We start from the raw sequence: 24,616 nt of genomic DNA on the forward strand, positions 1-24,616 counted from the left end.
ACTAAAAAAGTACCGGCAGACAAACCCGGTACTTTTATGCATTTTACTTTTTATAAAGCTCTTTTTTCTTCAATCCATTTTTTTTGGCTTCAGTGATCCACTGATGGTTTGCAGCAGCCATATATATTTTTCTCGGAATCTTTGGGGTGATCAGCAGATCCTTTTCCAGAGCCTGTCCGTTTTTAATGACATCCGAAAGCTGAACCAGTCCTTCATAGACCGGCCGTTTGGCAGAAAATTTCCATGAGACATTCGCCATACCATGGAGAAAGGGGCCTCCTCCAATACCCAGGCCGCCACCCCAGGTCAGATTTGCCCTGTGGCAAAAATGCGATAAAATCTCAAGCGCATAACGGTTCTGATGTCCTTCAAGAAATCCAGCATTCACGATCCCGTATACGCAGATATCTGCCGGAGAAGTCTTAAGCCTTTCCTCAAAGTGCATTAAAAAACGCAAAAAGCTTGCTGGCAGGCTGTCCACATACAACGGAAACGCAAAGACCAGTGCGTCACTGCTGCAGAGATCATTGAAAAAATCATCATCCCACAGAGACATGGACAAAATTTCCGGATCAGTCTCTGTTTTGACAAGCGGCATCAGCTCATTCAGAATGTAATTCGAAAAGCTTCCGCGCTTTTTAGGACTGGCATTAATCAGCGTTATTTTCATTACAAAGCCTCCAGTACATTTTTTACTTCCTCAGGACTCTTTACCATAATAACACGATAGCCCTGTGTATTAAGGTTTAAAGCATTGGCAGCCACCAGATTCTTAAAGGTTTCGGTTTCTTCCTCTGTAATGTCTTCCCCATAACCGATCACTGTCATTTTAAGGCGATTGGGATAGCGGTCGGCATGGTGCATCTCACTTTTGCGAACCGTAAAAAAGGGTAGTAGATATCCAATATTCCGATCCATTACATTCTTGACAAAAGCGCTGTACCCTCCGTATTGCACTTTTGAAATAACGATCAGCTCGTCACATTCAGCATATAGTTTCCCAAGATCACCGTATCCATCCTTAATAACACAGATGCCTGGTGTCTTTACCCAGCAGCCAAAACAGCCTATGCAATGTTTGATCCGCTCACTTTCGTTTGTGATTACCCGGATATTTTCAAGAGACGGCGGACAGATCGTACTGAAGGCTTCCGCCGGCAAATCCTGTATAATGACTTTCATAGTGTTTCCTCTCATAAGTTGGATTATGGAAGCATTATAACATATTTATAATGATACTGTCCCTTAAATTCTGTTTTTAATCTGATAGCTGCTTAACATATTCAAGGACAGGGATGAGTGATCTTTTATCTTTAAAATCAGTTCTTTTCCCGTAGCTGGCAAAAAACTCTTCATTTTCCTGAATAGACTCAGGTTTTGATTTTAGCATTTTCATCATCATCGCCATCATGGCACGGTGTGGCAGTGAAAGCTCTTTATAATCGATAGCTCCCCGTAAATGAAAAAACTTAAAGTTTTCCCTCTCATCCTCTGTAAAACTATTTTTTAATATTTCACTATAATCGGTTTTCTGCGGATCGGCCAGCCCAACTGTAAAAATAACAACCTTTTTATTCTGAAATGCTCCGCATTTCTTCTTAAACTCTTTGAGCCCTTTAATACCGTTGGCGTAAAGACCGCCACCATAAATTAAAATATTACTTTCGCTTAACAATTCCGGCTTCGTCTTTTTTATGGAAAGCGCCTGTACGTCAAGCTCCTGCGCCAGCCATTCTGCATATGTCTCTGTGCTTCCATATTTAGACGCATAAACCACTGCTATTTTACTCATTTTATCATCTGTTCCTTTCTAATATCTTCTGCCATCTCCATTAATTTGACCAGAGCGCGATCAAATATTTCAAGCTCTTCATTGGACAAAGCGCTTAGAAATTTATCGACAAAGGCGTTGTTCTCACCGCCCATTTCTGCTTCATAGGCTTCAATTTTTGTTTTGTCTGGTATGACCCGCAAGGTCCTCTTATCTTTTTTATCTTTCACAAGCTCAAGGTAACCTTTTTCCTGAAGCTTTAAGGCAATGGCCTTGGCATTCTGATGTGAGGTATCCATCTCAGCGGCCAGTGCGGACAAAGTCGGCGGCTCTCTAAAAAAAGTAATGAGATGAATAAGCAGATACCACTGCTTTGTTGTCAGTTCTCCCAGAAAATCCTGACTGTTTCCCATGACCTCCAGCCTTGTTACCAGCGAAAAAAGACTTCCAAAAACTCGAAAACGAGGATCCATCGTTTCTAACTCTTTACGATACATTTTTTCTCCTTATTTTATGTAATGTATTATCTAATATACGTAGTGTATTACCTTTTTGTGACTGTGTCAAGCTTTGTAAGAAAAAATTAATATTAAACTGTTTTAAGATTAAGCTTTTTTCATCTTTCAAGTGCTATGATGAGAAAAATAATTTATAACTGGAGAATGCTATGAACAGATATGCTTTACTGACACCTGTCTCTAAAAAAAATTGTGGAAATTTCCTGATCGTTTTCACTTTTTTAATCACGCTTCTTCCAATTTTTTCTATCTCAATTTATGATCAGCCTTCAGCAGACGATTATGTCTATGGGCTGCTGACACGGCAAACCTGGGAGAGTACCGGCTCTGTTTTTCAGACTCTGCTCACTGCCTGGAATCAAATGGTGCACTCTTATATGACTTGGGACGGAAATTTCTTCGCAACCTTTCTGGGCGCGCTTCAACCATCTGTTTTTGGATTGTACCACTGGGTTCCAGTCGTTATGGTATTGTCTGTTATCTTCAGTACTTTTTTCTTTTTAAAGATCTTGCTGGAAAATTATCTAAATGCAGACCGAAATACAACACTCATCATTGGCTGTACACTCTTAGTATTAGAGCTTCAGTTTTTGCCTTCAGCTGTTCAGGGATTATACTGGTTTGATGGCGCTATTTCGTATACCTTTATTTACGCTATGTCATTGACCTTTTTTGCACTGCTGCTTATCTACTATCAAAAAAGGCCTGTGCGACACAAATATTTGTCCCTTGCCAGCGCATGCATCCTTGGTTTTCTTATTTCTGGAGGTAACTTTATATCCTCCCTGGTAAACCTTATACTTCTGGCTGCAATGTCCACCGTCCTCTGGTACCGCAAAAGCACACACTGTTTTGGCACTGTTCTGGTTTTTGTTTTTTCGCTTACCGGCTTATTCGTTTCCGCTCTGGCCCCAGGCAACGGCGTACGGCAGGCCGATACACTTAGGACCCTCGTGTCGCAGCCTTCTCCAGTTTCTGCTGTTTTACAATCCTTTCAATATGCTGGACAGTATTTTCTGCAGTGGATGTCTGTCCCTGTTGCGGCAGGCATTTTTCTCCTCTCTGTCCTTCTGGTCAAACTGGCGTACAAAAGTCATTTTTCTTTCCGGTATCCCTTTGTAACACTGGTGCTTGCGTTCTGTGTCTTTGCAGCCGGATTTACTCCGCCTATCTATGCTTTGGGGGCTGGAAGTCTCATCTGGGAAACGCGGATTATGAATATTTTGTATTTCAATTTTTTATGGCTCTGGGGTTTTATGCTTTTTTATATCTCAGGATGGCTATTCCACCGTAGACCAAAGCACCAAAATTCTCAAAACACGATGGGGCACAATCGTTTGAAAAAGTCAATGTTGCGGCCAGCGTTTTACAGCAGTGCTGCCCTGGTCCTTATCATTCTGACTCTTCCCTTGGTTAAAACACCGGTAACAAGCCTCAGCGCTCTGCAGTCACTCGCTGACGGCTCTGCGGCACAGTATGCCTTGGAGGCCAATGAACGAAAGGAAATCTACCAAAATCAGACTATTAATCATGCCGATGTCCTCGCTTATACGGTAAAACCTTATGTTCTGTATTACGATGATATCAAGACAGATAAAAATGATTGGCGAAATATCAGTGTCGCCAGGTATTACAACAAAGATTCTGTTGCGATCCGCAATTAAAAAAAGCATCAGGTTACAATCCTGATGCTTTTTTGCATTCTCAACGTTCATTAATTGGAATATACTCTCTGCGCTCATGCACATTTCTATAAGCTGGGCGGATAATTTTTCCGGCATTGAGAAGTTCTTCAATTCGGTGAGCGCTCCATCCCGAAATACGCGCGATTGCAAAAATCGGTGTATAGAGTTCAGTCGGCAGCTCAAGCATATGATAAACAAAACCGCTGTAAAAGTCAACGTTAGCGCTGACCCCTTTGTACATTTTTCTTTCGTCAGAAATAATAAGCGGCGCGAGACGCTCTACATTGGAATACAGCGCAAACTCATCCATACGCCCCTTTTCCTCTGCAAGGTTGCGTACAAATTTTTTAAAGACTTCGGCTCTCGGGTCAGATTTAGAATAAATCGCATGGCCCATACCATAGATCAGCCCGGCTTTATCAAAGGCTTCCTTATGCAGGAGCTTTCTCAGGTAAATGCTGATTTCCTCTTCATCGTTCCAGTCATTGACATTTTTCTTCATGTCCTCAAACATTTCACAGACCTTAATGTTGGCTCCACCATGCTTTGGACCTTTAAGTGATCCCAAAGCTGCAGCGATGGCAGAATAAGTATCAGTACCTGAGGATGTAACGACATGACAGGTAAAGGTTGAGTTGTTCCCACCACCATGCTCTGCGTGAAGTACCAGGGCAATATCAAGAATTCTGGCTTCAAGCTCAGTATACTTGCTGTCTGGCCTTAAAAGATACAGAATATTTTCAGCTGTCGAGAGCTCTGGCTGTGGTGAATGAATGTAAAGGCTCTGGCCCAGTTCATAATGGCAGTAAGCCTGATAACCATATACTGCGAGCAATGGAAATAATGCGATCAGCTCCAGACTTTGACGCAATACATTGGGGATTGACGTATCACTGGCACGGTCATCATAGGAGTAAAGTGTGAGAACGCTTCTAGCCAAAGTATTCATCATATCACGGCTGGGTGCTTTCATGATGATATCGCGGACAAAGCTTGTTGGCAGTGTTCGGTAATGCGACAATACCTTCACAAAAATATCCAGATCCTGTTTATTAGGCAGCTCGCCAAATAAAAGCAGATAGGTCGCTTCTTCAAAGCCAAAACGTTTTTCCTTTACAAAACCTTTTACAAGATCCTGAACATTGATTCCCCTGTAGTAAAGCTGTCCGTCGCAGTTGATTCTCTGGTCTCCATCCATAATAAAGGACATAATCTCAGAAATTTCTGTTAATCCCGTGAGAACACCGTTTCCGTTCAAGTCACGTAAACCCCTGTTTACCTTGTATTTATCGAACAATTCCGGATCAATATGATTGTTTTTCTCTAATTTTTCAATATAGTCGAGCACTTCGGGTTTTTCTTCTGAAAATACATTTGTCATTTTTTCACTCTCCCTCGTCTATTTATCAGATTATAATATATCTATTATAACCTCAAAACCTTAAAATAAGATAAAAAATAAAACAACAGATGAATCTTTATCTGTTGTTTTTGCATATTTCTTAAATTTTTATGAATTTTTGAAATCTTTAAACCTAAATTTGAAAGACTATTTTTTAAATCCTTCAAACGCAAAAGTTTATTTTGGCACTTTAAATCGTTAAAACTTTTCTCGTTTTAAAGCAAAATATTTTATTTTCTGTCCTATTCGTTCTCTCGTTTCTTGAGCGTTACATGGACGGTATCGCCAGGCTGTTTCCCGATTTTTTCACGGATATCCTTTCGAATACCAAGGATATGACAAGGTGTTTTCATGCGTACCAGACTTCCATCATAAGTTTCGCCATCAAAAGTAGCGTGCACTTTCACCCTCCCACGGCCAAAAGTTTCTTTAACATCGAATGGTATTTCAATATAAGCACCATTGATATCGGGTACTTTCTTAATCTCTGCCTCAAACTCGTACAATTCTTTCATTATTACCCTCCTTAAAATAATTTTCTGTTGATATACCCGGGAGCAAATTCCTTAAACACAATGATAATCAGACCTCCCAGTTTTGTGTACGCAACAGAATCCCTAATTCTTTGAGGATACTTTGCTGCATTTTATAATCTGGCATAAACGCAGCGACAATGTTCCAAAAAGCTGCCGAATGATTATGCTCAAAGGTATGGGCGAGCTCGTGGATCACCACATAGTCGATGGCCCTTTCGGGAGCCATTATAAGCTTCCATGAAAAATTCAGACTGTTTGTTCCAGAGCATGAGCCCCATCGCGTACGGGCGCTATTAATTTTTACATTGGTTGGTCTCGCGTGCATCTGCTCAGCAAAATAATGGACCTTCTCATTTAAAACCCTTTTGGCCTCGGAGCGATATAATTTCACAATCGCCTCTTTAATCTTTTCCTCTGCGAATCCCTCGGGTACGTAAAAGCACTCCTTATCAAAGAGAGGTTTTTCGATTTCACAGCATACCAGTGGCAGTTTGTCTCCCATATAAAGCAGTAAACAGCCATCTTTTAATATAAATGCCTGCCGTTTTTCATGCCTTTTTCGGGCTTCGGTACTGGCTTTTTCAATCCACTCTGCCTTTTCCTGCACAAAACGGTCCAGAAATTTTGGGGACGTCCTTAATGGCGCACGGACCTCCACTTGTCCATCGGGCAAAATATGAATCGCGATTGTTTTACGACGGCTTCTTCGTACTCTATAAGGCGTCATTCTCGATATCCTTCAGATAAAAAAGACTGCGTTTAAACTGAAGGATTCCTTCATCTCTCAGCCTGCCAAGCTCTCTCGACATCGCGCTTCGGTCAACGCACAGATAATCTGCCAGCTGTACCCGGTTCATAGGGATTGTGAAAGGGTTAGTCCCGGCTCGGCGCTGCTGGTCATTTAAATATTCTAAAAGCTTTTCACGCGTAGTTCTCAAACTCAGATAATCCAGTTTTCGATTCAGATTCAGATTTTTTCTGGCAATAATCTTAAGCAGGTTGTTGATAATCTGCTTATGAAAACTGCATTCATTGCTACAGACATCAATGATTTTATTGACCTGAATAAAAAGAACCACACAGCTTTCAAGGGCCACGACGGTTACAGGGCTTTCTTTTATACCCGCACAGACAAAGGATTCTGCGAAAAGCTCACCCCCTTCTATCTCGCCGATAATATTGCGGTTCCCCATGGCATCCTCTTTGATAAGCTGGGCACGCCCCTTAGCCAAAATCCCCACACCAATGACTTCATCTCCGCTGTTCAGGATACGCTCATTTTTATCATACTGCTTTAAAACAGCGCCCAGACACTTGAGCACAGCTGAAAGATTATCTCTCTGAATGGATTTAAAAAGCGCACTTTTTTCCAGGTTTTCCATGTATTCTTTCATATGAACTTCCTTTCTAAGCTATTCGAAAAGTCCAATAATCTCGTCTTTAGACATGCTGGCAATGGCTCCTTCACCCTCGCGGATAATCGAATCTGCCAGCTCAGCTTTAGCCTGCTGCATTTTTTGTATTTTTTCTTCAATACTGTCTTTTGCGATAAGGTTATAGACCTGGACACTATTTGTCTGGCCTATACGGTGAGCGCGGTCAGTCGCCTGATTTTGTGCGCTGAGATTCCACCACGGGTCATAATGAATAACCACATCAGCGCCAGTCAGGTTGAGGCCTGTCCCCCCAGCTTTAAGGGAGATTAAAAATACTGGCGTATCATCTTCGTTAAAGGCATTAACCTGACGCAGTCTCTCCTGAGCTTTTGTCCGTCCTGTGATCTTGTAAAAATCAATTTCCCGTTTAATAAGCTCCTTTTCAATGATCTCCAGCATCGAGGTAAACTGTGAAAACAAAAGCACCTTATGTCCAGAAGCTAAAGAGGTATCTAGTATTTCCAGACAGAGCTCAAGCTTGGCACTTACATCAGTGTAATCTTCATAGACAAGTGACGGATCACAGCAGATCTGGCGAAGCCGAGTCAGCATTGCCAAAATGATAAGCTTCCGGCGTTCAAAATCGCCTCCGTCCAGCTCGTATGCCAGGTCCTCTCTGCTTTTTAAAAGATTGGCCAGATAGAGCTTTTTCTGTTCACCATCCATAGATGCGTACATGGTCGTCTCAGTCTTTTCAGGGAGCTCTTTGAGAACATCGCTTTTTAAACGGCGTAAAATAAAGGGCGATACAAGCTTGTTAAGCCGTTCCAGTATCTTTTTATCCTGTTCGCGGACAATGGGTATTTCAAACTTTTCACGGAACTTCCGATAGGTATAAAGATATCCCGGCATTAAAAAATCATAGATGGACCAGAGCTCTGCTAGGCTGTTTTCTACCGGCGTACCCGTCAAAGCAAAACGAACCGCACTGTTAATCACCTTAACGGATTTAGCATTTTGCGTATTATGATTTTTAATGTACTGGGCCTCATCGATGATTTCATAATGAAAATGCAAATCTTCATAATACAAAATATCTCTTTTGAGCAGATCGTATGAGGTAATGAGCACATCTGCCTCGGCCGCTCCGGCGATTTTATCCCGGCGCTCCGCAGCAGTTCCCATGACGGCAATTGCTTTAAGTTCAGGCGCAAAACGTGCAATTTCACTTTCCCAGTTTAATACCAGCGAGGATGGGCAAATAACCAGAGACGTCGTCTGAACTTCGCTTTCTTTCTGAGACAGCAGCAGAGAAATTACTTCCAGCGTTTTTCCAAGCCCCATATCGTCCGCTAAGATACCTCCAAATCCATAGGCAGCAATGGTTTTAAGCCATCTGAAACCTGTTTTCTGGTAATTTCGCAAAATGGGCTTCAGCGTGGTGGGTACTTCAAAGTCAGAATCAGAAACATCCTTGATATCTCTGACAATCTGCTTAAAAACAGTATCCCGATTATATTTAATCCCCTCGCTCTGTTTGAACAGAGCATCCAGGTACAGTGCTCGGAACTTCGGAACCGACACGGTCCCTCTCTCAATTTCCTTTGCGCTCAAGCTTAATACATCTGCTAACTCTGAAAACTCGCCTAAAGCATTATCCTGAATATTAATAAAACTGCCATCCCTTAGCCGGTGGTACTTTTTAGCCCGGCGATACGAGTTCAGCACCTCGGTCAGCTCATGTATGTCCAACCCGTCCAGATCAAATTTCAGATCAAGCAGATCGCCGCTTACCTTTATGCCTACACGAACAGAAGCAGGCGGCTTGATTTTAAAGCCTTTAAACTGATCCGTCGCAAAGATTTCAGCATTTGAAGATATCGCCTCCAGACCCTCACTGAAAAGATCGAAAATTTTATCCTCATCACCGTCAATATATGCAAAATTACCGATGGCATCATAGCTGTCCAAATATCTTTTGATAAGCTGCTCTACCTGATATTCACCGCGCAGATCCTGACTTTTAATCAGGTCCTTGGGTTTAAACGCTTCATGCTCCTCATCACCATAGCTGAAAAATACTTTTCCCATGACAAAGTCCTCCTGTGGCGCGTCAAAATAAACCTTAGCCACCAGAGGTTTAGGCTCATAGGTACTCAAGTCGCAGTCTGAAATAAAAGAGAAATACGGTTCAAGACTGGATAAAACTGTATTATAGAAGCCCTTCATATCCTTTTTCATCACAGTCATTGTCAGCTTATTGCGGATAATGGTCTTCAGGAAATCTCTCGTATTGCGGCTGTAGGAAGGATCACAATAATAAAGCTTTCCCTTTTCAAAGATATAAAGCCGTTCCTGCCCATCTAATACCAATGCCTCGTCATTTAAAAGTTCGATGGTGTAGGACTTTCCCATATCAGAAATCCGAATGCTGATATGGGCGTTAGAATGAACAATCGTGGCGGACATGGCCGAGCCTTCAATATCAACAGGAATCTCTGGATCTTCGTCCCAGATTGCCATATATGCGTCAAGCGTTGGGCCGTTAAGGTACATGTATTTTACATTATCATTAAGGCTCTTTTTATAAACCGCCAAAGCCCGATTGTTGCTCTCATTGTAAAAGCTTTTGAGAAAATGAAGATACTTTCTGCTGCGCTCATCAAAATTCTCTTCAAAATGGCGTAAAATCAAGGCTTTACCATACCGGATTTCCTCTCCATTTTCAAAAGCCGCCATAAAAGCACTCAGGTCTTTTATAACGTAAAGGCGGTCTTCACCAATCTTAAAAGCCAGCTTGGCAGACGAACCGTACCAATAGCTGTCCGTAATCATAAGTGTCGGCTCAAGGCGAACATTCTGGCCGGAGCCGCTTTCCAAAGCGGCATTCTTCGATTTTTCCGCATAACGGTCCATCAGCCTGAGTACGGCTGAGTCCGTCATCTGCTGAACCCGGGGCTTTTCCTTTTCACTGCCCGACTTCCATCTGAATGTTTCTTTTACTTGTTTTTTGTTTTTTTCATGATTACCTTCCTGAGGATATAACAACTCATCCATATCCTCAGGTGTAATTTCACCGGAAAAGATTTTATTTTCTTCCGTTTTTTTCAATATCTCATCATCCATGGAGAGAACCTCCTTATTTATGGTTGAAATAAAAAATGGCAAGCTGGGTTCTGTCACGCAGCTCCAGTTTATCTAAAATATTGCTGATGTAGTTGCGCACTGTCCCCTCACTCAGAAAAAGGGTTTCTGAAATTTCCCGGTTGCTCAGCCCCTGAGCCACTCCCTCAATAATTTCCAGATCTCGTTCGCTGATGCTGTAGGCGGAAAAATCCACAGCGGCTTCGCCGCCAAGAAGCATCGGGATCTTCGTCACAATTTCATCGCCAAACACACTCTGTCCGCTGTAAACTGCCTTTAACGCTGGCACAATACTCTCAAAGGCCTGTTTGAGCAAATAGCCCTTTGCGCCTATTTTGAGCGCTTTGATAATATATTCATCGTCTAAAAAAGTGGTGAGATATAGAATACGGGCATCCCTGTCCTCTGCAAGAATAAGCCCACCAGCCTCAAGACCGGTCATACCGTCCATCCGTATATCCATGAGCAGGATATCCGGTTTATACTCGTTGTACAAAACGACAGCCTCTCCGCCGCTGTTTCCCAGCGCTACAACCTCAATTTCAGGGTCTGCCTCCAAAATAGTTTTAAGGGATACTGAGACCAGACGGTCATCATCAATGACGATTACTTTCATGGTGTTCCTCCTTTGGAATGGAAATAAAAATGTGAAAACCGCGCTCTCTTCGAATGTTCAGATTGCCGTTCAAGGCCTCTACCCGGTCCGCAATATTCTGCAGGCCAATTCCGCTGTGGCCTGAGGCCGTTGTAGTGCCGTTGTCCTCGATAATGAGCTGGTACAATGCCGGGTGCTCTCTCAGAGAGACTTTTACTCTGCTGGCGTCCGAATGGCGCATAACATTTGAAAGCGCCTCCTTTACGATCGTAATAAAGGCATAACGCTGTTCCTTCGAGGGATTCCCTTCAATTCCGTAATCAAGGGAAACCTCACAAAAATCAAAATCATCGATCAGTGAGCATATCTGTGTCTGGCAGTCAATGGATTCATCATGAAGATTGTGCACTGAATCCCGGATACTGTCCATAGCCTGAGAAAGCGTATCCTTGATTTCAACCAGATTTTCCTGAAGCGGTGCCTCTGGATGAATTGCCATGAGCGCACCCACCTGTAAAATGGAACGGGACAGCAAATGTCCAACATTATCATGTATTTCACGGGCGATACGGTTTCGTTCATTTAAAGTCGCCAGATTAATCTCATAATCCTGTTTTTCCATCAGGTCTTTGTTCTTACTTTCTAAGAGCATTGCATTTTCACGCGTCGTGTCCCGAAGTGTACGGTAATCACGGTTCAGCCGGTTGACCAGCTCCTCGTTTCTGCGAAGCAGGCCTGAAAGACCAAAAAGAATAACCAGGATCAGTCCGATATTAAAAGGCAAGCTTTTCAGATTAACCACAAGGGCTGTACCAGCCAGAAAAAATAATCCAATGCCACTCTTGCTGAAAGCATCATAATATACAAGCGGATAGTAAAAGAAAAAATCCGTAAAGTAAAAGGAAGCAATGGTAAATACGCCGATAGCTGCAATTTTAAAGTAGCGGTTTGAAAAATAATAGTTCAGTGCTGAAACTGTCACTGCAGCCAAAAAAGCAACAACTGAAAAAATACTAATCCTGCCAAGGGCGACCAGCGCACAGGAACAAACCAACAGCGTAACACGGTTAAACAGGCTGTTCATAAACTTCCCCCTCAATAAAACTCTTAATACTTTACTATACCACTCTTTTAGTTTTTACACAAATTTATTTTCTTAATTACATTTGTCATACATTTTATTGATGTAAGACACTACCGAAAGCTAAGACATCAGCGTAAAATAAAAGCATCACATACAGGAGGCACCATCATGGTCATTAATGTTCAAAATTTAGTTAAGCGCTACGGTGAACTCGTCGCCGTTGATCATTTTAATCTTCAGGTAAGAGAAGGCGAAATTTTTGGTCTGCTCGGGCCAAACGGGTCGGGAAAGTCCACCACCATCAATTGTATTTTATCTTTACTTAAATATGACAAAGGCAGCATTGAGGTTTTTGGAAAACCCATGACTCCAACCTCCTACGCTATCAAGCGGGACATTGGAATTGTCATGCAAAACGTCGCAGTGTTTAATGAGCTGACCGTTTATGAAAACATCAACTACTTTTGCGGTCTCTACATTAAAGATAAAGAAGAGCGCCGCGCGCTGGTTGAGGAGGCGATTCATTTTGTCGGTCTTGAAGATTTCAAACGCTTTCTGCCTAAAAAACTCAGCGGAGGCCTGCTCAGACGTTTAAATATTGCCTGTGGCATTGCGCACAAGCCAAAGCTTATTATTCTGGACGAACCGACAGTTGCCGTCGACCCCCAGAGCCGGAATGCTATTCTGGAGGGTATTCAAAAGCTCAACCGGGAGGGTGCAACCATCGTCTATACCTCACACTATATGGAAGAGGTCGAGCAGATCTGTACCCGCATTGCCATTATGGATAAAGGGAAAACCCTGGCAATGGGCACAAAGGAAGAGCTGAAAGCCATGATTCGATCAGCAGAAACCGTACATGTTGAAATCTTTGACCTTTCTGACGTTCACCTTCGCATCATTAAGGCACAGGACTCTGTTTCAAAGGTCCGCTATCAGAACAACTTTCTGGAAATCCATTATTCCGGTGGGAAAAATAATCTGATGCAGTTGCTTAACTATCTGCAAAATAACGGAATCAGCTTTGGCCGTGTCACTTCTGAGGAACCAACACTCAATGATGTATTCCTCGAAATCACGGGTAAAGAGCTGAGAGATTAGGAGGCCTTGCATGTTTTCCTTTTTATATACCAACCGTATAAAATGCCTTTTGCGGGATAAGGCACTGGTATTCTGGACCCTGCTCTTCCCACTGTTACTGGCTACTCTGTTTCATTTTGCCTTCAGCAACATTTTCTCAAGTCATAATTTTAAGGCAATTCCTGTTGCTGTGATCGATAATGAAGATTATCAAAACAGCGAAAGTTTCAAGGAAACCCTGAAAGCGGTCTCCAGTGAACCGGACTCGATTTTAAAGATCTCACTCACCTCAGATACCAGCAAAGCACTGGAATGGCTCTCTGATGGCACAGTATCCGGCATCATTGCCATGACCGGTGATAAACCTGAGCTCACAGTGAGTGAATCGGGAGTCAATCAGACGATTATCAAAAATGTGCTGGATCAGTACATTCGGGTTTACCACACAGCTGCCGATGTTGCTCAGTCGAATCCACAAGCTTTTGCTCAGGGATTTATGGATGATATCAGTAGTTCTAAAGACTACACAATCGCTGGATCTCTGACAGACAAAAGCCTGAACACACTCCTCATCAGCTATTATGCGCTCCTGGCAATGGCCTGCTTTTACGGCGCATTTCTGGGACTTCAGGATATGGTTGATATTCAGGCCAATTTATCGGACAAGGCTTCTCGTCTGGCTGTCGCACCTACACACAAACTTAAGTTACTGGGCATCAACTTCTGCGCGACATTAACCATTCATTTTATTGAGATTCTTATCCTAATTGCCTACATGGTTTTTATTCTGAATGTTGAGATGGGAAATCATATTCCTGAAATTCTTCTGATCAGCTTGGTCGGGTCGGTCTGCGGCATTACCTTCGGAACAATGATCGGTGTTCTGGTAAAAGGAAGCGAGGGCCTTAAGACAGGTATTCTCGTGGCAATCACCATGCTCATGTCGTTTCTGGCTGGTATGATGTCGCCAGACATCAAGTACAGCATTCGTCTGAGCGCTCCCTGGGCTGAGGCGGTCAACCCTGTCAGTCAGATTACTGACGCTTTTTACAGTCTTTATTACTATGACGGCGGACCAAAGTTTTATACCTGCATCGCTATTCTGTGCATATTTGCACTGATTTTTTCCACCCTTACCTACTTTATTACCCGGAGGCAGCAATATGCAAGTCTTTAAAACCTATTTTAAAATCATTAAAAGCAACCTCATGCAGATGATGATTTATATCGTTATTTTCATCGGCCTGGCTGTTTTATTTTCAATGATGTCACAGACAAATAACAATACGAATTTTATACCCCAAAAACCATCGGTGGCCGTTATCAATCATGATGAAAACAGCGAGCTGCTCCGTGGCTTTACCGATTATCTTGGCCAGAATGCTGACATTGTCCCACTGAAGGATGATCCGTCAACATTCAAGGATGCACTTTTTTTCAGAGAGGTCGTCTATATCGCAACCATTCCTGAAGGGTTTACCAAAGCTTTTATGGCAGGAGAAAAACCCGAAATCATTGAAAACACCGTTCCTGACAGTGATTTTGAATATCAGGCGGGCCAGCTTGTCAACCAGTATTTTAATACGGCACAGCTTTATCTAAAGGGAATTCCAGATATCAGCCAGGCAGAGCTATCAAAAAAGACAGCCGCCAGTATGGATGATCAGACAACTGTCACTCTGGATCAAATTTCCATCGAGGAGGGAATTCCAAGCTATTCCTATTACTTTAATTATCTGGCCTATGCCCTGCTGGCTGTTTTGATTCTCGGCATCTCCTCGATTATGATGGTCTTTAATAATCAGGATATCAAACGCCGGAACAGCTGTGCTCCTATGCGCCTTAAAAATTTTAATGCCCAGCTGGCAATCGCCAGCACGATTTTCGGTATCATTGTCTGGAGCTTTATGCTTCTGGTTGCTTTTGTGCTTTATGACATTACGCCAGAAAACCTGCCTCTGGTTTTACTCTGTAGTGTCAATGCTCTGCTTATGACCTTTACTGCACTCGGTATTGCCTTTCTGACAGGTCAGTTCATAAAAAGCTATAATATTCAAAGCGCCGTTGCTAATGTGGTCTCACTGGGGCTTTGCTTCCTAAGCGGTGTTTTTGTTCCTCAATATCTGTTGGGGGACTCGGTTAAGGCCATCGCCAGTTTTACCCCAACCTACTGGTACATTAAAGCAAATAATGCCATTATCGGACTAAAGAGTTTCAGTAAGAAAGCCCTGTCCCCTGTTTTTGCCGACATGCTGGTTCTGACAGGCTTCATTATCGCTATCTTCGCAGTCGGTTTGATGATCAGCCGATATCGCCAGTTAAGCCGAAATTAACAAGAAGGCACCGGATTTTTTATTCCGGCGCCTTCTTGTTTTTTACCAGCCTCTGTTATAGGGTTTGAAGCAATCTTCACAGACAATTTTTCCTTCCTGTAAATGCATTTTATGCTCTGGAGCGCCTTCGCCGCAAAGCTCACAAAAGACCGTGGTAAAAATCCGGGCTTTTTCGGGAAGCTCAAATTTTGGTGTTGAATAGTCAAACAGCTCATCGAGGGGGGCGTTTAACAGGTATTCCTGATATTCAGGCTTACCCATTGACCCTTTTTTGCGGGCTTTCAGATAAATGCGCACCTTCTCATCCGTAGCACGGTTAAAAAACGAAAAAGCCTGTTTTCCGGTATTTCGGTATAAAAGGTTCCCCTTTCCAAAAGTACAGCCGAGCAGAGCCTGCACCGCATCCACACTGCAAGAGTCATTTTCCGCAACGCACACAATCTCTTCATCCTCCGATGAACCGATGCGCAGCATTTCTTTTGCCGCATCGCTGACACGGACGCCAATGGCCAGCCCGGGACATTCGTGTCCGTGGAATTCAACAGCCTTTATCCATAATGAATCCTTCATAACAATCACATCCCTTTTAGTTTTGTAATGATTATACCATATTATTAAAAAAACCGCATTCCTGAGAAATGCGGTAAATTATTATTTTTTAACACCATATTTTAACAGCGCTTTGCAAATAGCTAACGTCAATACTCCGGCAACAATCGCCTCTGGAACACCGTTAATACCGATAACTGCCAAAATGGCCCCATAAAGCGCTGAGATGTCCATTTCCTTTGCAGATGCGTAGCTCTGTCCAAAAAAGAAATAAATCATATTCATAACGAGCAGTGTGTTGGTGAGCGAGCCGCCAACACCGGCACAGGTTAAAGCGAGTGCATCACTGTCCTTTACTTTTTTCAATCCCTTGTAAATATAATAAGGAACAATCCCCACTAAAATTCTGGGTACAAAACAAATCACAAGACTCCAGAAATTACCATTATAGGTTCCCAGTGAATAGAATGGGGTAAATACAAAAGAGGTTACCGTTGGGTTAAAAGTATTGTTCACGAGACTGGTGAGACCAAAAACAAATCCCAAAAACGCTCCGTATTTTGGACCAAGTATGATACTTCCAATAATTACGGGTATATGGATAATGGTCGCACGGGTGAAACCCAGCGGAATGTATCCCAAAAATGGGACAACTGCCATCAGGACAATAATCGCCACAAAAAGTGACAATTGGACCAATTCCTTGGTCGTTCGTGTTTTCATATTCGATTTTCCTCCTGCTATCGTTCCAGTCAAGCCGGATACAATGCTTAATCGTGACTATTTTACATGAAAAAAGATCAGCTTTCAAGTCTTTTTTTACCCAAACTGCATTTACGGAAGGTTCTATTTTTGATATAATCTCCTAGTAAATTTGAACGAAGGAAGTACATAAAAGATGAACTTAAAAAATAAAACCGTTATCCTTGGTGTCAGTGGCAGTATTGCAGCCTATAAAATGGCAAATGTCGCCAGTGCTCTGGCAAAATGGGGATGTGACGTCCACGTTATTATGACCCCTAACGCAACGGAGATTATCGCCCCAATGACCTTCTCCACCCTGACAGGCAATAACTGTATCGTCGATACCTTTGATAAAACCATCAACTACAATGTCGCACACGTCTCGCTGGCCAAACGGGCTGATCTGCTCATGATCGCTCCCGCCACAGCCAACGTGATTGCAAAACTGGCACACGGCCTGGCTGACGACATGCTGACCACAACGGCCTTGGCCTGCACCTGCAAAAAAATCGTCTCACCCGCTATGAATACGAATATGTTTCACAATCCGGTCGTCCAGGACAATCTGAATATTTTAAGAAAATATAACTTTGAAATCGTTCAGCCAGACAGCGGGATTCTCGCCTGTAAGGATATCGGCGATGGCAAGCTCCCTAAGGAAGAAGTCCTGATCGATCATATTCTAAAGGAAATCGCTTTTGAAAAAGATCTTGCTGGAAAAAAAGTGCTGATAACCGCCGGCCCAACATGTGAAGCCATTGACCCGGTCCGCTACATTACCAACCATTCAAGCGGTAAAATGGGCTATGCTCTGGCGCGCAATGCCATGCTCCGCGGAGCCGAGGTCACTCTTGTCAGCGGCCCAACCGCACTGCCTCCAGTCCCTTTTGTAAATATGGTCGATATCGTTTCCGCAAAAGATATGTTTGAGGCGGTCAGCAGCCGGTCGGAACAACAGGATATTATCATCAAAGCTGCGGCTGTAGCCGACTATACTCCTTCCGACTATTCTGATGAAAAGGTAAAGAAAAAAGAAGGTGCCATGAACATCGCTCTCGACCGCACCCAGGACATTCTGGCCTGGTTGGGCGCAAACAGACGGCCGGGGCAGTTTCTCTGCGGCTTTTCCATGGAAACGCAAAATCTCCTGGAAAACTCTCAAGCCAAACTGATACGCAAAAATGTTGACATGATGATCGCAAACAATCTAAAGGTAGAAGGTGCAGGATTCAGCGGGGACACAAATGTCGTAACCGTTATCACAAAAGACCGTGCTACAGAACTTCCAAAGCAGACAAAGGAGGATGTTGCGGGACAGATTCTTGACACAATTTTGGAATGCCTGCCATGACACCGACACATCTCATCACAGTGGCCATGGAAATCGGCGATATGCTTTTGGAAAGCGGTGCGGAAATATATCGTGTCGAGGACTCCATGCGACGTATCTGCCAGGCTTATGGCGTTGATAACGCCGAGATTTTCGCGGTTCCTACAACTATTATTATTACGATCCGTGTCGGCGACAATCCCCCTTTGACACTGACCAAGCGGATCTTCAGCCGTGGAACCGACCTGTATAAGGTCGAGCGCCTGAATTCACTCTCCCGCGAAATGTGTGCGACTATCCCGCCTTATGAAGAGGTTCAGAGGCGCATTGAGGCGATCCGCCGTTTTCCTCCTTACTCTCTTATTAAGCAGGTGCTGGCCTTCTCCTTTGTAGCCTTCTTTTTCACGCTGCTTTTTAAAGGAACGCTGCCAGATGCCTTTGCCGCATTTTTTATCAGCGCTCTGACAAAGGTGATTTTTAACGCTTTGGAAAAAATTAAAACCAATGCGTTCTTTGAAAATGTAATCTGCGGCGCAGTAATTGCTCTGTGCGCTCTGGGATTCGTCCGCTCCGGCTTTGCCGCTAATATGGACAAAATCATCATTGGCACCATCATGACACTGGTACCCGGACTGGCGATCACGAATTCTATGCGGGATATTATTGCTGGTGATCTGCTGGCCGGCGTGACAAAAACGACAGAGGCTCTGCTGATCGGAGCAGGGATTGCTGTAGGGGCCGCTATCCCGCTGACCTTCCTGCGTCCTTTTCTGGGGGTATAGCTTATGGAAAGCAGTCTTTTACTCCAATGCTTCTATGCTTTTGCCGCCACGGTAGCCTTTGGTGTTGTCTTCAATATCCGCGGTCAGGCACTTGTCATCGCCGGAATTGGCGGTGCCTTAGGCTGGTTTTTGTATATGGGTCTGCAGGGCTTTTTTATCAACGATATCCCTCAGTATTTTATTGCGACATTAGCTGTGTCGCTTTACGCTGAGATCATGGCAAGGCGTTTCAAAGCCCCAGCTACCATTTATCTGGCCGCTGCCCTTATCCCTCTTGTTCCTGGAGGCGGCATCTACTATACAATGGAGCATTTCATCAACGGGCGTGTGGATGATGCCATCAACACAGGCCTGCATACCCTTGGCATTGCCGGCGCACTCGCCATGGGGATCATTATCGTCTCTTCAAGTATTCGTATCTGGCTGAACATACGAAAGGAATTAAAAAAGCGTAGAAAAAAAGACTCTGTTCGTTAAAGAAAAACAGAGTCTTTTTATTTTATGCTGTTTTAAACAGTTTTCTCTTGATAAGCTTAAAGGCTTCAGAAACAACGATAACCGATAAACCTAAAGTAACAATCTTAACCCACATGCTTAAGGATAACGGTACGGTATTATAAAGAATTCCACCAAACTGAGTGATGACCACCTGCAGCATAAAAGTCAGACCAAAGACCAGCAGCATCAGACGATTGCTGAAAAAGTTGGAAAAGACACTGGTATCGGTAAGTTCACGGCTGTTAAATGCATTGAATAGATGCATGACCACAAAGAGTGTGAAAAGAATGGTATACTGTTCTCCTTCAGCGCCGCCCAGAATATTGAACAGAGCCTGCATCATAAAAATGATGGAAACAAAAATACCATTGCAGGCAATGCGTGAAAGCATACCTTTACTCACAATATTGGAATCTCGTGAGATGGGCTGGCGGTTCATAAGGTCGTCTCGGATCGGTTCAAGGCCCAGCGTAAGGGCCGGCGGCCCATCCATAATAATGTTGATCCATAAAAGCTGAAGTGCGGTAAATGGCGATTTTAATCCAAGCAAAATACAGGACAGAACCACGATAACCGAAGAGAGGTTAACGGTAAGCTGAAACTGGATGAAGCGCTGAAAATTCTCGTAGATCCCACGCCCCCACTGAACAGCTTTGACAATAGTGGAAAAAGAATCATCAAGCAACACAATATCACTGGCTTCTTTGGATACCTCTGTTCCGGTAATCCCCATAGCAATGCCCACATCAGCGTTTTTAATGGCTGGCGCGTCATTGATACCGTCTCCGGTTACAGCGACCACATTCCCCATTTTCTTTAAGGCGTTTACCACTCGCATTTTAACGACAGGAGTGCTTCTGGCAATAACTTTAATCCTTGGCAGCAGCTCAATGAGACGTTCTTCGCTCAGATCCTCGAGCTTGTGGGCCTCGGCCGCTGCGTCTCCAGGTTTCAGAAGGCCCAGCTCGTCGGCGATGGCGCGGGCTGTTACAATATTGTCCCCTGTCAGGATTTTTAACTCAATCCCCGCCTTGCGGCAGCGGTTAACCGCTTCATAGACATCCTCGCGCAGTGGGTCTGTAATGGCGACAAAACCATCAAAAATCATATCAGACTCAATATGTGTACGGCGTTCCTCGTACTCGGTTATTGTCCGAACACCTGAAAGCGATTTGTGTGAAAAAGCAAGCACACGGCGGGCTTTTTTCTCAAAACCAGTCATTTCTTTTTCAATCTGCTGGATATGCTCTTCCGAAAAAGGAACAGGCTGTCCATCAATCATAATATGACTACACTGGCTGATGATCTTTTCAGGACTTCCCTTGGAGTAGGCTACACTTCCCCCATCCCGTTCTACAATGGTCGTCATATTTTTTGTCTCAGAGGAAAACGGGAAAACAAAGGTAATCTTTGCATTTTTACGCAGATCGCTGTAAGATGCACGGTGCGCCTCTGCTTTTTCATAGGCCATGATCAACGCACATTCTGTCGGGTTTCCAATAAATTTTGGCTGGTCTCCCTGCTCAATATCTGCGGTGCTGTTGATGGTAAAATTCTGGATTAAGGCATCATTGTCGAGAATCTTTGGTGTGATCAAATGTCCATCGGAGTAAATATCTGTAACTGTCATGCGATTCTCGGTCAGTGTGCCAGTTTTATCTGAACAGATCACATTGATACAGCCAATGGTTTCACAGGCGATCAGTTTTTTAACCAGAGCGTTTTGTCTGGCCATTTTAATAATATTAATGGACAGTGAAACCGCCACAATGGTCGGAAGCCCCTCGGGGACCGCTGCAACGATCAGAACGATACTGGTAATAAAAGCTTCAGATACTGTATCCAGATTAAAGGTACCTGTTGAAGCAAAAATGATCAGCTGAATGACAAAAACAATCGCTGCCGCGGTCGCACCCAGAATTGTAATAAGCTTCCCCAATCGGTCCATCTTTTCCTGAAGCGGTGTAGAGCCCTTTTCCGTTTTGGAAAGCTCGCGTGCAATACTTCCAAACTCAGTACCATCCCCAACCTCAGTCACAACCATGGTGCCGCTGCCTCCGGTTATAAAGCATCCAGAGTAGAGCATGTTGGCGCGTTCGGCTACCGGAGTCTTAGGATTATCATAAACCAGTTCGGCTTCTTTTTTAACCGGAAGGCTCTCTCCCGTCAAAGAGGATTCATCAACTCTCAGTCCCAGCGACTCGGTCACACGGCCGTCAGCAGGGATCATGTCGCCAGTGGCTACCTCCATAATATCCCCGACCACCAGATCTTTTTGCGATATCAGGGTAACGCTGCCTCCTCGCATGACCTTGACCTGCACATCCTCATTAATCTGGTTTAACGCCTCGAACGCTTTTTCGCTCCGCCCTTCCATAATGACGGTAACGCCGACCGCCAGAAAAATAGCGGCAAAAATACCGATACATTCGATGAATTCGGTTTGTCCTCCGGTAAAATAGCGGACAAAATTAACACCCAGGGTGATTGCAGCTGCCACTAACAGCATAACAATCATGGGTTCTGTGGCCGCATCCCATATCTTTTTGAAAACAGATTTTGGCTTTCCTTTGGTGAACGCATTAACCCCATGCTTTAAACGGCTTTCCTCGATCTGGTTTTTACTTAGCCCCAATCCCGGATCGACATTTAACCGTTCAAGCGTCTGACTTGTCGTTTCCTGAAATGCTTTCATCAACGATACTCCTTTTTAAATTTTTACCCTGTTAAAAGAGCGTATAGGGATCACAAATTTCTTGGAAATCGGCATTTGTTTCGTTACCATTCTTATTCGCTGCCATTTTTCCAAAAAAATAAGCTCAACATCAAAAAAGAGACCTCCAGCGTATTCTAAAAATACGCTAAAAGTCTCATTACCTTTGAATAAATAAAGGCGGTAAAACCAGGTGCTCTGCACCAGTATGTTGACTTTACCGTTTCAACTACTCCCTTTTAACAATATCAATTATATCGGAGGTCTCAAATGCTGTCAAGTAGATTTGCAAGTAAAATTTTTTTAATCGACAAAATATCCAGATCTCCCTGAACTCCACAGACCAGTACTTCCAAGCCTGTCATCATCTCAATAACTTTTTTATTGTCACGATGTATGGCAGAACTTTCATCAAATCGATTCAGCACAATACAGCGTGTGTCAATTTTCATGCTTCTGGCATATTCCAGAGTAAGGAGTGTGCTGTTAATGGTCCCAAGCCCGGCATCTGCGACAATCACAATCTCCAACGCCAAAGCTTTTATTACATCCGTCAGCATAAGCGTCGATCCCTCCAGGTTTAAGGGGCAGATAATACCACCACTCCCCTCCATAACCACATAGTCATAAACGGAGGCTACTTTGTCAAAATCCTGCAGAATAGGTGCTAGCGTAATACGCTTATTTTCCATCTGCGCCGCCAGATGTGGTGACGCTGGATAATCAAGCAATGTCGTCACTGCCTGGTTAGGCTCACCCTTAAGCCCGGCAAAGCGGAATACATAGACCGCGTCTCCTGCAATCCTTTTTCCAGCTTCAACTTCTGTGCCGCTGAGCGCGGCTTTATAATATCCAGCGTTTATCCCCTGCGCGATGATCCCCTTAATAATTCTGGCGGTGATATAGGTTTTTCCTACATCAGTACCGGTGGCGGTGATAAAAATTCCTTTACACATTAGCCTTCACCTCAAACCCGAGAGTCTTAATCATGGCGATATCTTCATGCGTGGCAATCCCGGCTGTGGTAAGCATATCCCCTGAAATCGCTGCATTCACACCGCTTTTCATCAGACGCTTTCCCTTATCTGGAAACAGTGCACGCCCCCCGGCCAGACGGAGTTGTGCTTTTGGTAAAATAAAGCGAAAAATGGCGGCTGTGCGGACTATTTCATCATAGGCAAGGGGGGTTCTGCCCTCAAGAGGCGTTCCGGGAATCGGGCTTAGCACGTTGAGCGGCACCGAACCCACATCGAGCTGTTTCAGAGTAAAGGCCATATCAATACGATCCTCCATGGATTCACCGAGGCCGATAATACCCCCACTGCATACTTCAAGCCCTGCTCTCTTGGCATCTTTGATGACAGCTTTTTTCTCCGAATAGGTGTGTGTTGTGCAGATTTTCGCAAAAAATCTCTCTGAGGTTTCAAGATTATTATGATAACGCGTTACACCAGCCTTTCTGAGCTTTAAAAGTGCTTCATAGCTCAGAAGCCCATGAGATGCGCAGAGCCCCATTGGGGTGGTCTTTGCAAGCTTTACATATATACAGCAGACTGCGTCCACCTCCTCATCCTCAAGCCGTTTTCCAGAGGTCACAATCGAAAAACGATGTACACCCTGGCGGTAATTTGACAGGGCGCTTTCCACCACGGTTTCTTCTGGTAGCAGTGGATATTCCTCCACACAGGTGTTAAACCATGCAGACTGGGCACAATAAGTACAGTTTTCGCTGCATCGACCGCTTTTTCCATTAATGATGGTACACAGATTAAAATCTCTGCCACAGAGTTGTTCTCTAAGCTCGCCTGCGTATGTGCTCAATGCTTCTGTATTGGAACTGTACGCCAGTTCCAGTGCTTCCTCCCTGTTAATCTCATAACCGTATTTTATTTTCTCTGCTAAATTACCAATATTCATCATATCCTCCTCAATAATGGTTTTATCCTGTGCGCCAGCCCGGCGCCAATAAAACAGAGCAGGATATCTCCGGGAAGATCAAGGGGAAAACAGGATAAAAGAACAATGCTCCACGGTGTCGGCTCTGCCATATAGAAATTAAGAATCATATACTTGTAGACTAAACCGATAGCGTAGGTGATCAAAAGTCCAGTAAAGGCAGCCAAAAGACAGCGGCCATAGTTCTGTTTTTGCCCTCTCTGGATAATAAAGCCTGCAACCCATGCCGCAAGGATAAAACCGAGCAGATAGCCAAAGCTCGGTCTGAAAATATATTGGATGCCGCCGCCTGCAGCAAACACCGGAAACCCCACAAGGCCTACCAATACATAAACGCTCACTGATAAAGCGCCGCGGGCAGAACCCAAAAGCATACCTGCAAGCAGAACAAACAGAAACTGCAGTGTAAAATAATCCATATAGGGCACCGGAATCTGTATAAAGGCACCGATCGCCACTAACGCGGCAAATAATGCGCACTGCACCATAGACCGTGTTTTTGTCATCGTTGTTTCCATCT

Annotated in this window: 24 protein-coding genes; 7 read left to right on the top strand and 17 right to left on the bottom strand. The window is 43.9% G+C overall.

The genetic code is table 11. The features are described from left to right. Positions 1-43: 43 nt before the first annotated feature. The 4 genes from FYJ53_RS17870 to FYJ53_RS17885 all read right to left on the bottom strand — a co-directional run bounded on the left by FYJ53_RS17870 (position 44) and on the right by FYJ53_RS17885 (position 2,268). Positions 44-670, bottom strand: coding sequence for a hypothetical protein (locus tag FYJ53_RS17870; RefSeq protein WP_148428983.1), 627 nt, complete (start codon positions 668-670; stop codon positions 44-46). Beyond that, positions 670-1,182 (bottom strand): flavodoxin family protein, encoded by a 513-nt coding sequence (locus FYJ53_RS17875; RefSeq protein WP_187367939.1) that lies wholly within the window; start codon positions 1,180-1,182, stop codon positions 670-672. Before FYJ53_RS17875 ends, FYJ53_RS17870 begins: the two co-directional genes overlap by 1 nt. Positions 1,183-1,258: 76 nt before the next feature. Next, entirely contained in the window at positions 1,259-1,792 is a 534-nt protein-coding gene (locus FYJ53_RS17880) for a flavodoxin domain-containing protein (RefSeq protein WP_148428987.1), read from the bottom strand. Continuing rightward, positions 1,789-2,268, bottom strand: coding sequence for a MarR family winged helix-turn-helix transcriptional regulator (locus FYJ53_RS17885; RefSeq protein WP_148428989.1), 480 nt, complete (start codon positions 2,266-2,268; stop codon positions 1,789-1,791). Before FYJ53_RS17885 ends, FYJ53_RS17880 begins: the two co-directional genes overlap by 4 nt. A gap of 170 nt (positions 2,269-2,438) precedes the next feature. Between FYJ53_RS17885 and FYJ53_RS17890 the strand changes: the two genes are divergently transcribed. Further along, positions 2,439-3,953, top strand: coding sequence for a DUF6056 family protein (locus tag FYJ53_RS17890; RefSeq protein ID WP_148428991.1), 1,515 nt, complete (start codon positions 2,439-2,441; stop codon positions 3,951-3,953). A 40-nt stretch (positions 3,954-3,993) separates the two neighbouring features. Here FYJ53_RS17890 and FYJ53_RS17895 read toward each other — a convergent pair whose 3' ends face one another. The 7 genes from FYJ53_RS17895 to FYJ53_RS17925 form a co-directional block, all read right to left on the bottom strand. Beyond that, on the bottom strand, positions 3,994-5,355 hold the full coding sequence (locus FYJ53_RS17895) for a citrate/2-methylcitrate synthase (RefSeq protein ID WP_013380547.1): 1,362 nt from the start codon (positions 5,353-5,355) through the stop codon (positions 3,994-3,996). Between the two features lie 263 nt (positions 5,356-5,618). Then, positions 5,619-5,891, bottom strand: a complete 273-nt coding sequence (locus FYJ53_RS17900) for a DUF1905 domain-containing protein (protein WP_090412475.1) — start codon at positions 5,889-5,891, stop codon at positions 5,619-5,621. A 67-nt stretch (positions 5,892-5,958) separates the two neighbouring features. Next, on the bottom strand, positions 5,959-6,639 hold the full coding sequence (locus tag FYJ53_RS17905; protein ID WP_090412477.1) for a M48 family metallopeptidase: 681 nt from the start codon (positions 6,637-6,639) through the stop codon (positions 5,959-5,961). Beyond that, positions 6,626-7,306: a Crp/Fnr family transcriptional regulator gene (locus tag FYJ53_RS17910; protein WP_090412479.1), complete on the bottom strand. Its 681-nt coding sequence runs from the start codon at positions 7,304-7,306 to the stop codon at positions 6,626-6,628. The genes FYJ53_RS17905 and FYJ53_RS17910 overlap by 14 nt, the downstream gene beginning before the upstream one ends. A gap of 18 nt (positions 7,307-7,324) precedes the next feature. Continuing rightward, complete coding sequence (locus FYJ53_RS17915; protein WP_148428995.1) at positions 7,325-10,414, bottom strand: DEAD/DEAH box helicase; 3,090 nt, start codon at positions 10,412-10,414, stop codon at positions 7,325-7,327. 13 nt (positions 10,415-10,427) lie between these two features. Beyond that, the gene (locus FYJ53_RS17920; protein WP_154557558.1) at positions 10,428-11,048 is read right to left on the bottom strand and encodes a response regulator transcription factor; all 621 of its coding nucleotides are present in this window, start codon (positions 11,046-11,048) and stop codon (positions 10,428-10,430) included. Further along, positions 11,029-12,111, bottom strand: coding sequence for a sensor histidine kinase (locus tag FYJ53_RS17925; protein ID WP_148428997.1), 1,083 nt, complete (start codon positions 12,109-12,111; stop codon positions 11,029-11,031). The genes FYJ53_RS17920 and FYJ53_RS17925 overlap by 20 nt, the downstream gene beginning before the upstream one ends. A 168-nt stretch (positions 12,112-12,279) precedes the next feature. Between FYJ53_RS17925 and FYJ53_RS17930 the strand changes: the two genes are divergently transcribed. From FYJ53_RS17930 to FYJ53_RS17940, 3 genes are read left to right on the top strand one after another with little or no spacing between them, the layout of a single operon-like run. After that, complete coding sequence (locus FYJ53_RS17930) at positions 12,280-13,212, top strand: ABC transporter ATP-binding protein (protein ID WP_148428999.1); 933 nt, start codon at positions 12,280-12,282, stop codon at positions 13,210-13,212. A gap of 10 nt (positions 13,213-13,222) precedes the next feature. Continuing rightward, the gene (locus FYJ53_RS17935) at positions 13,223-14,368 is read left to right on the top strand and encodes an ABC transporter permease (protein ID WP_013380556.1); all 1,146 of its coding nucleotides are present in this window, start codon (positions 13,223-13,225) and stop codon (positions 14,366-14,368) included. Then, entirely contained in the window at positions 14,355-15,524 is a 1,170-nt protein-coding gene (locus FYJ53_RS17940) for an ABC transporter permease (protein WP_148429001.1), read from the top strand. The genes FYJ53_RS17935 and FYJ53_RS17940 overlap by 14 nt, the downstream gene beginning before the upstream one ends. Positions 15,525-15,566: 42 nt before the next feature. On the opposite strand, the gene FYJ53_RS17945 is transcribed toward FYJ53_RS17940, so the two are convergent. Both FYJ53_RS17945 and FYJ53_RS17950 read right to left on the bottom strand, forming a co-directional pair. Then, positions 15,567-16,094, bottom strand: coding sequence for an FmdE family protein (locus FYJ53_RS17945; protein WP_148429003.1), 528 nt, complete (start codon positions 16,092-16,094; stop codon positions 15,567-15,569). Between the two features lie 81 nt (positions 16,095-16,175). Next, positions 16,176-16,796 (bottom strand): ECF transporter S component, encoded by a 621-nt coding sequence (locus FYJ53_RS17950; RefSeq protein ID WP_148429005.1) that lies wholly within the window; start codon positions 16,794-16,796, stop codon positions 16,176-16,178. 175 nt (positions 16,797-16,971) lie between these two features. Between FYJ53_RS17950 and coaBC the strand changes: the two genes are divergently transcribed. The 3 genes from coaBC to FYJ53_RS17965 are packed head-to-tail and all read left to right on the top strand — an operon-like array spanning position 16,972 to position 19,406. Continuing rightward, positions 16,972-18,168, top strand: a complete 1,197-nt coding sequence (gene coaBC, locus FYJ53_RS17955) for a bifunctional phosphopantothenoylcysteine decarboxylase/phosphopantothenate--cysteine ligase CoaBC (protein WP_148429007.1) — start codon at positions 16,972-16,974, stop codon at positions 18,166-18,168. Then, positions 18,165-18,929, top strand: a complete 765-nt coding sequence (locus tag FYJ53_RS17960; protein ID WP_187367940.1) for a threonine/serine exporter family protein — start codon at positions 18,165-18,167, stop codon at positions 18,927-18,929. The genes coaBC and FYJ53_RS17960 overlap by 4 nt, the downstream gene beginning before the upstream one ends. 3 nt (positions 18,930-18,932) lie before the next feature. Next, positions 18,933-19,406 carry a threonine/serine exporter family protein gene (locus FYJ53_RS17965; protein ID WP_148429011.1) on the top strand — a complete coding sequence of 158 codons (474 nt, stop codon included), beginning with the start codon at positions 18,933-18,935 and terminating at the stop codon, positions 19,404-19,406. Between the two features lie 22 nt (positions 19,407-19,428). On the opposite strand, the gene FYJ53_RS17970 is transcribed toward FYJ53_RS17965, so the two are convergent. The 4 genes from FYJ53_RS17970 to FYJ53_RS17985 form a co-directional block, all read right to left on the bottom strand. Beyond that, complete coding sequence (locus tag FYJ53_RS17970; protein ID WP_148429013.1) at positions 19,429-22,122, bottom strand: calcium-translocating P-type ATPase, PMCA-type; 2,694 nt, start codon at positions 22,120-22,122, stop codon at positions 19,429-19,431. A 284-nt stretch (positions 22,123-22,406) separates the two neighbouring features. Continuing rightward, entirely contained in the window at positions 22,407-23,096 is a 690-nt protein-coding gene (gene bioD, locus FYJ53_RS17975) for a dethiobiotin synthase (RefSeq protein WP_148429015.1), read from the bottom strand. Beyond that, positions 23,089-24,060 carry a biotin synthase BioB gene (bioB, locus tag FYJ53_RS17980; protein WP_195840271.1) on the bottom strand — a complete coding sequence of 324 codons (972 nt, stop codon included), beginning with the start codon at positions 24,058-24,060 and terminating at the stop codon, positions 23,089-23,091. Before bioB ends, bioD begins: the two co-directional genes overlap by 8 nt. After that, the gene (locus FYJ53_RS17985; RefSeq protein WP_013380570.1) at positions 24,057-24,614 is read right to left on the bottom strand and encodes a biotin transporter BioY; all 558 of its coding nucleotides are present in this window, start codon (positions 24,612-24,614) and stop codon (positions 24,057-24,059) included. The genes bioB and FYJ53_RS17985 overlap by 4 nt, the downstream gene beginning before the upstream one ends. Positions 24,615-24,616 lie beyond the last annotated feature (2 nt).

The organism is Eubacterium sp. BL-380-WT-2B (assembly GCF_009696115.1).
In the GTDB taxonomy this organism is placed as follows: Bacteria; Bacillota; Clostridia; order Eubacteriales; family Eubacteriaceae; genus Eubacterium; species Eubacterium callanderi.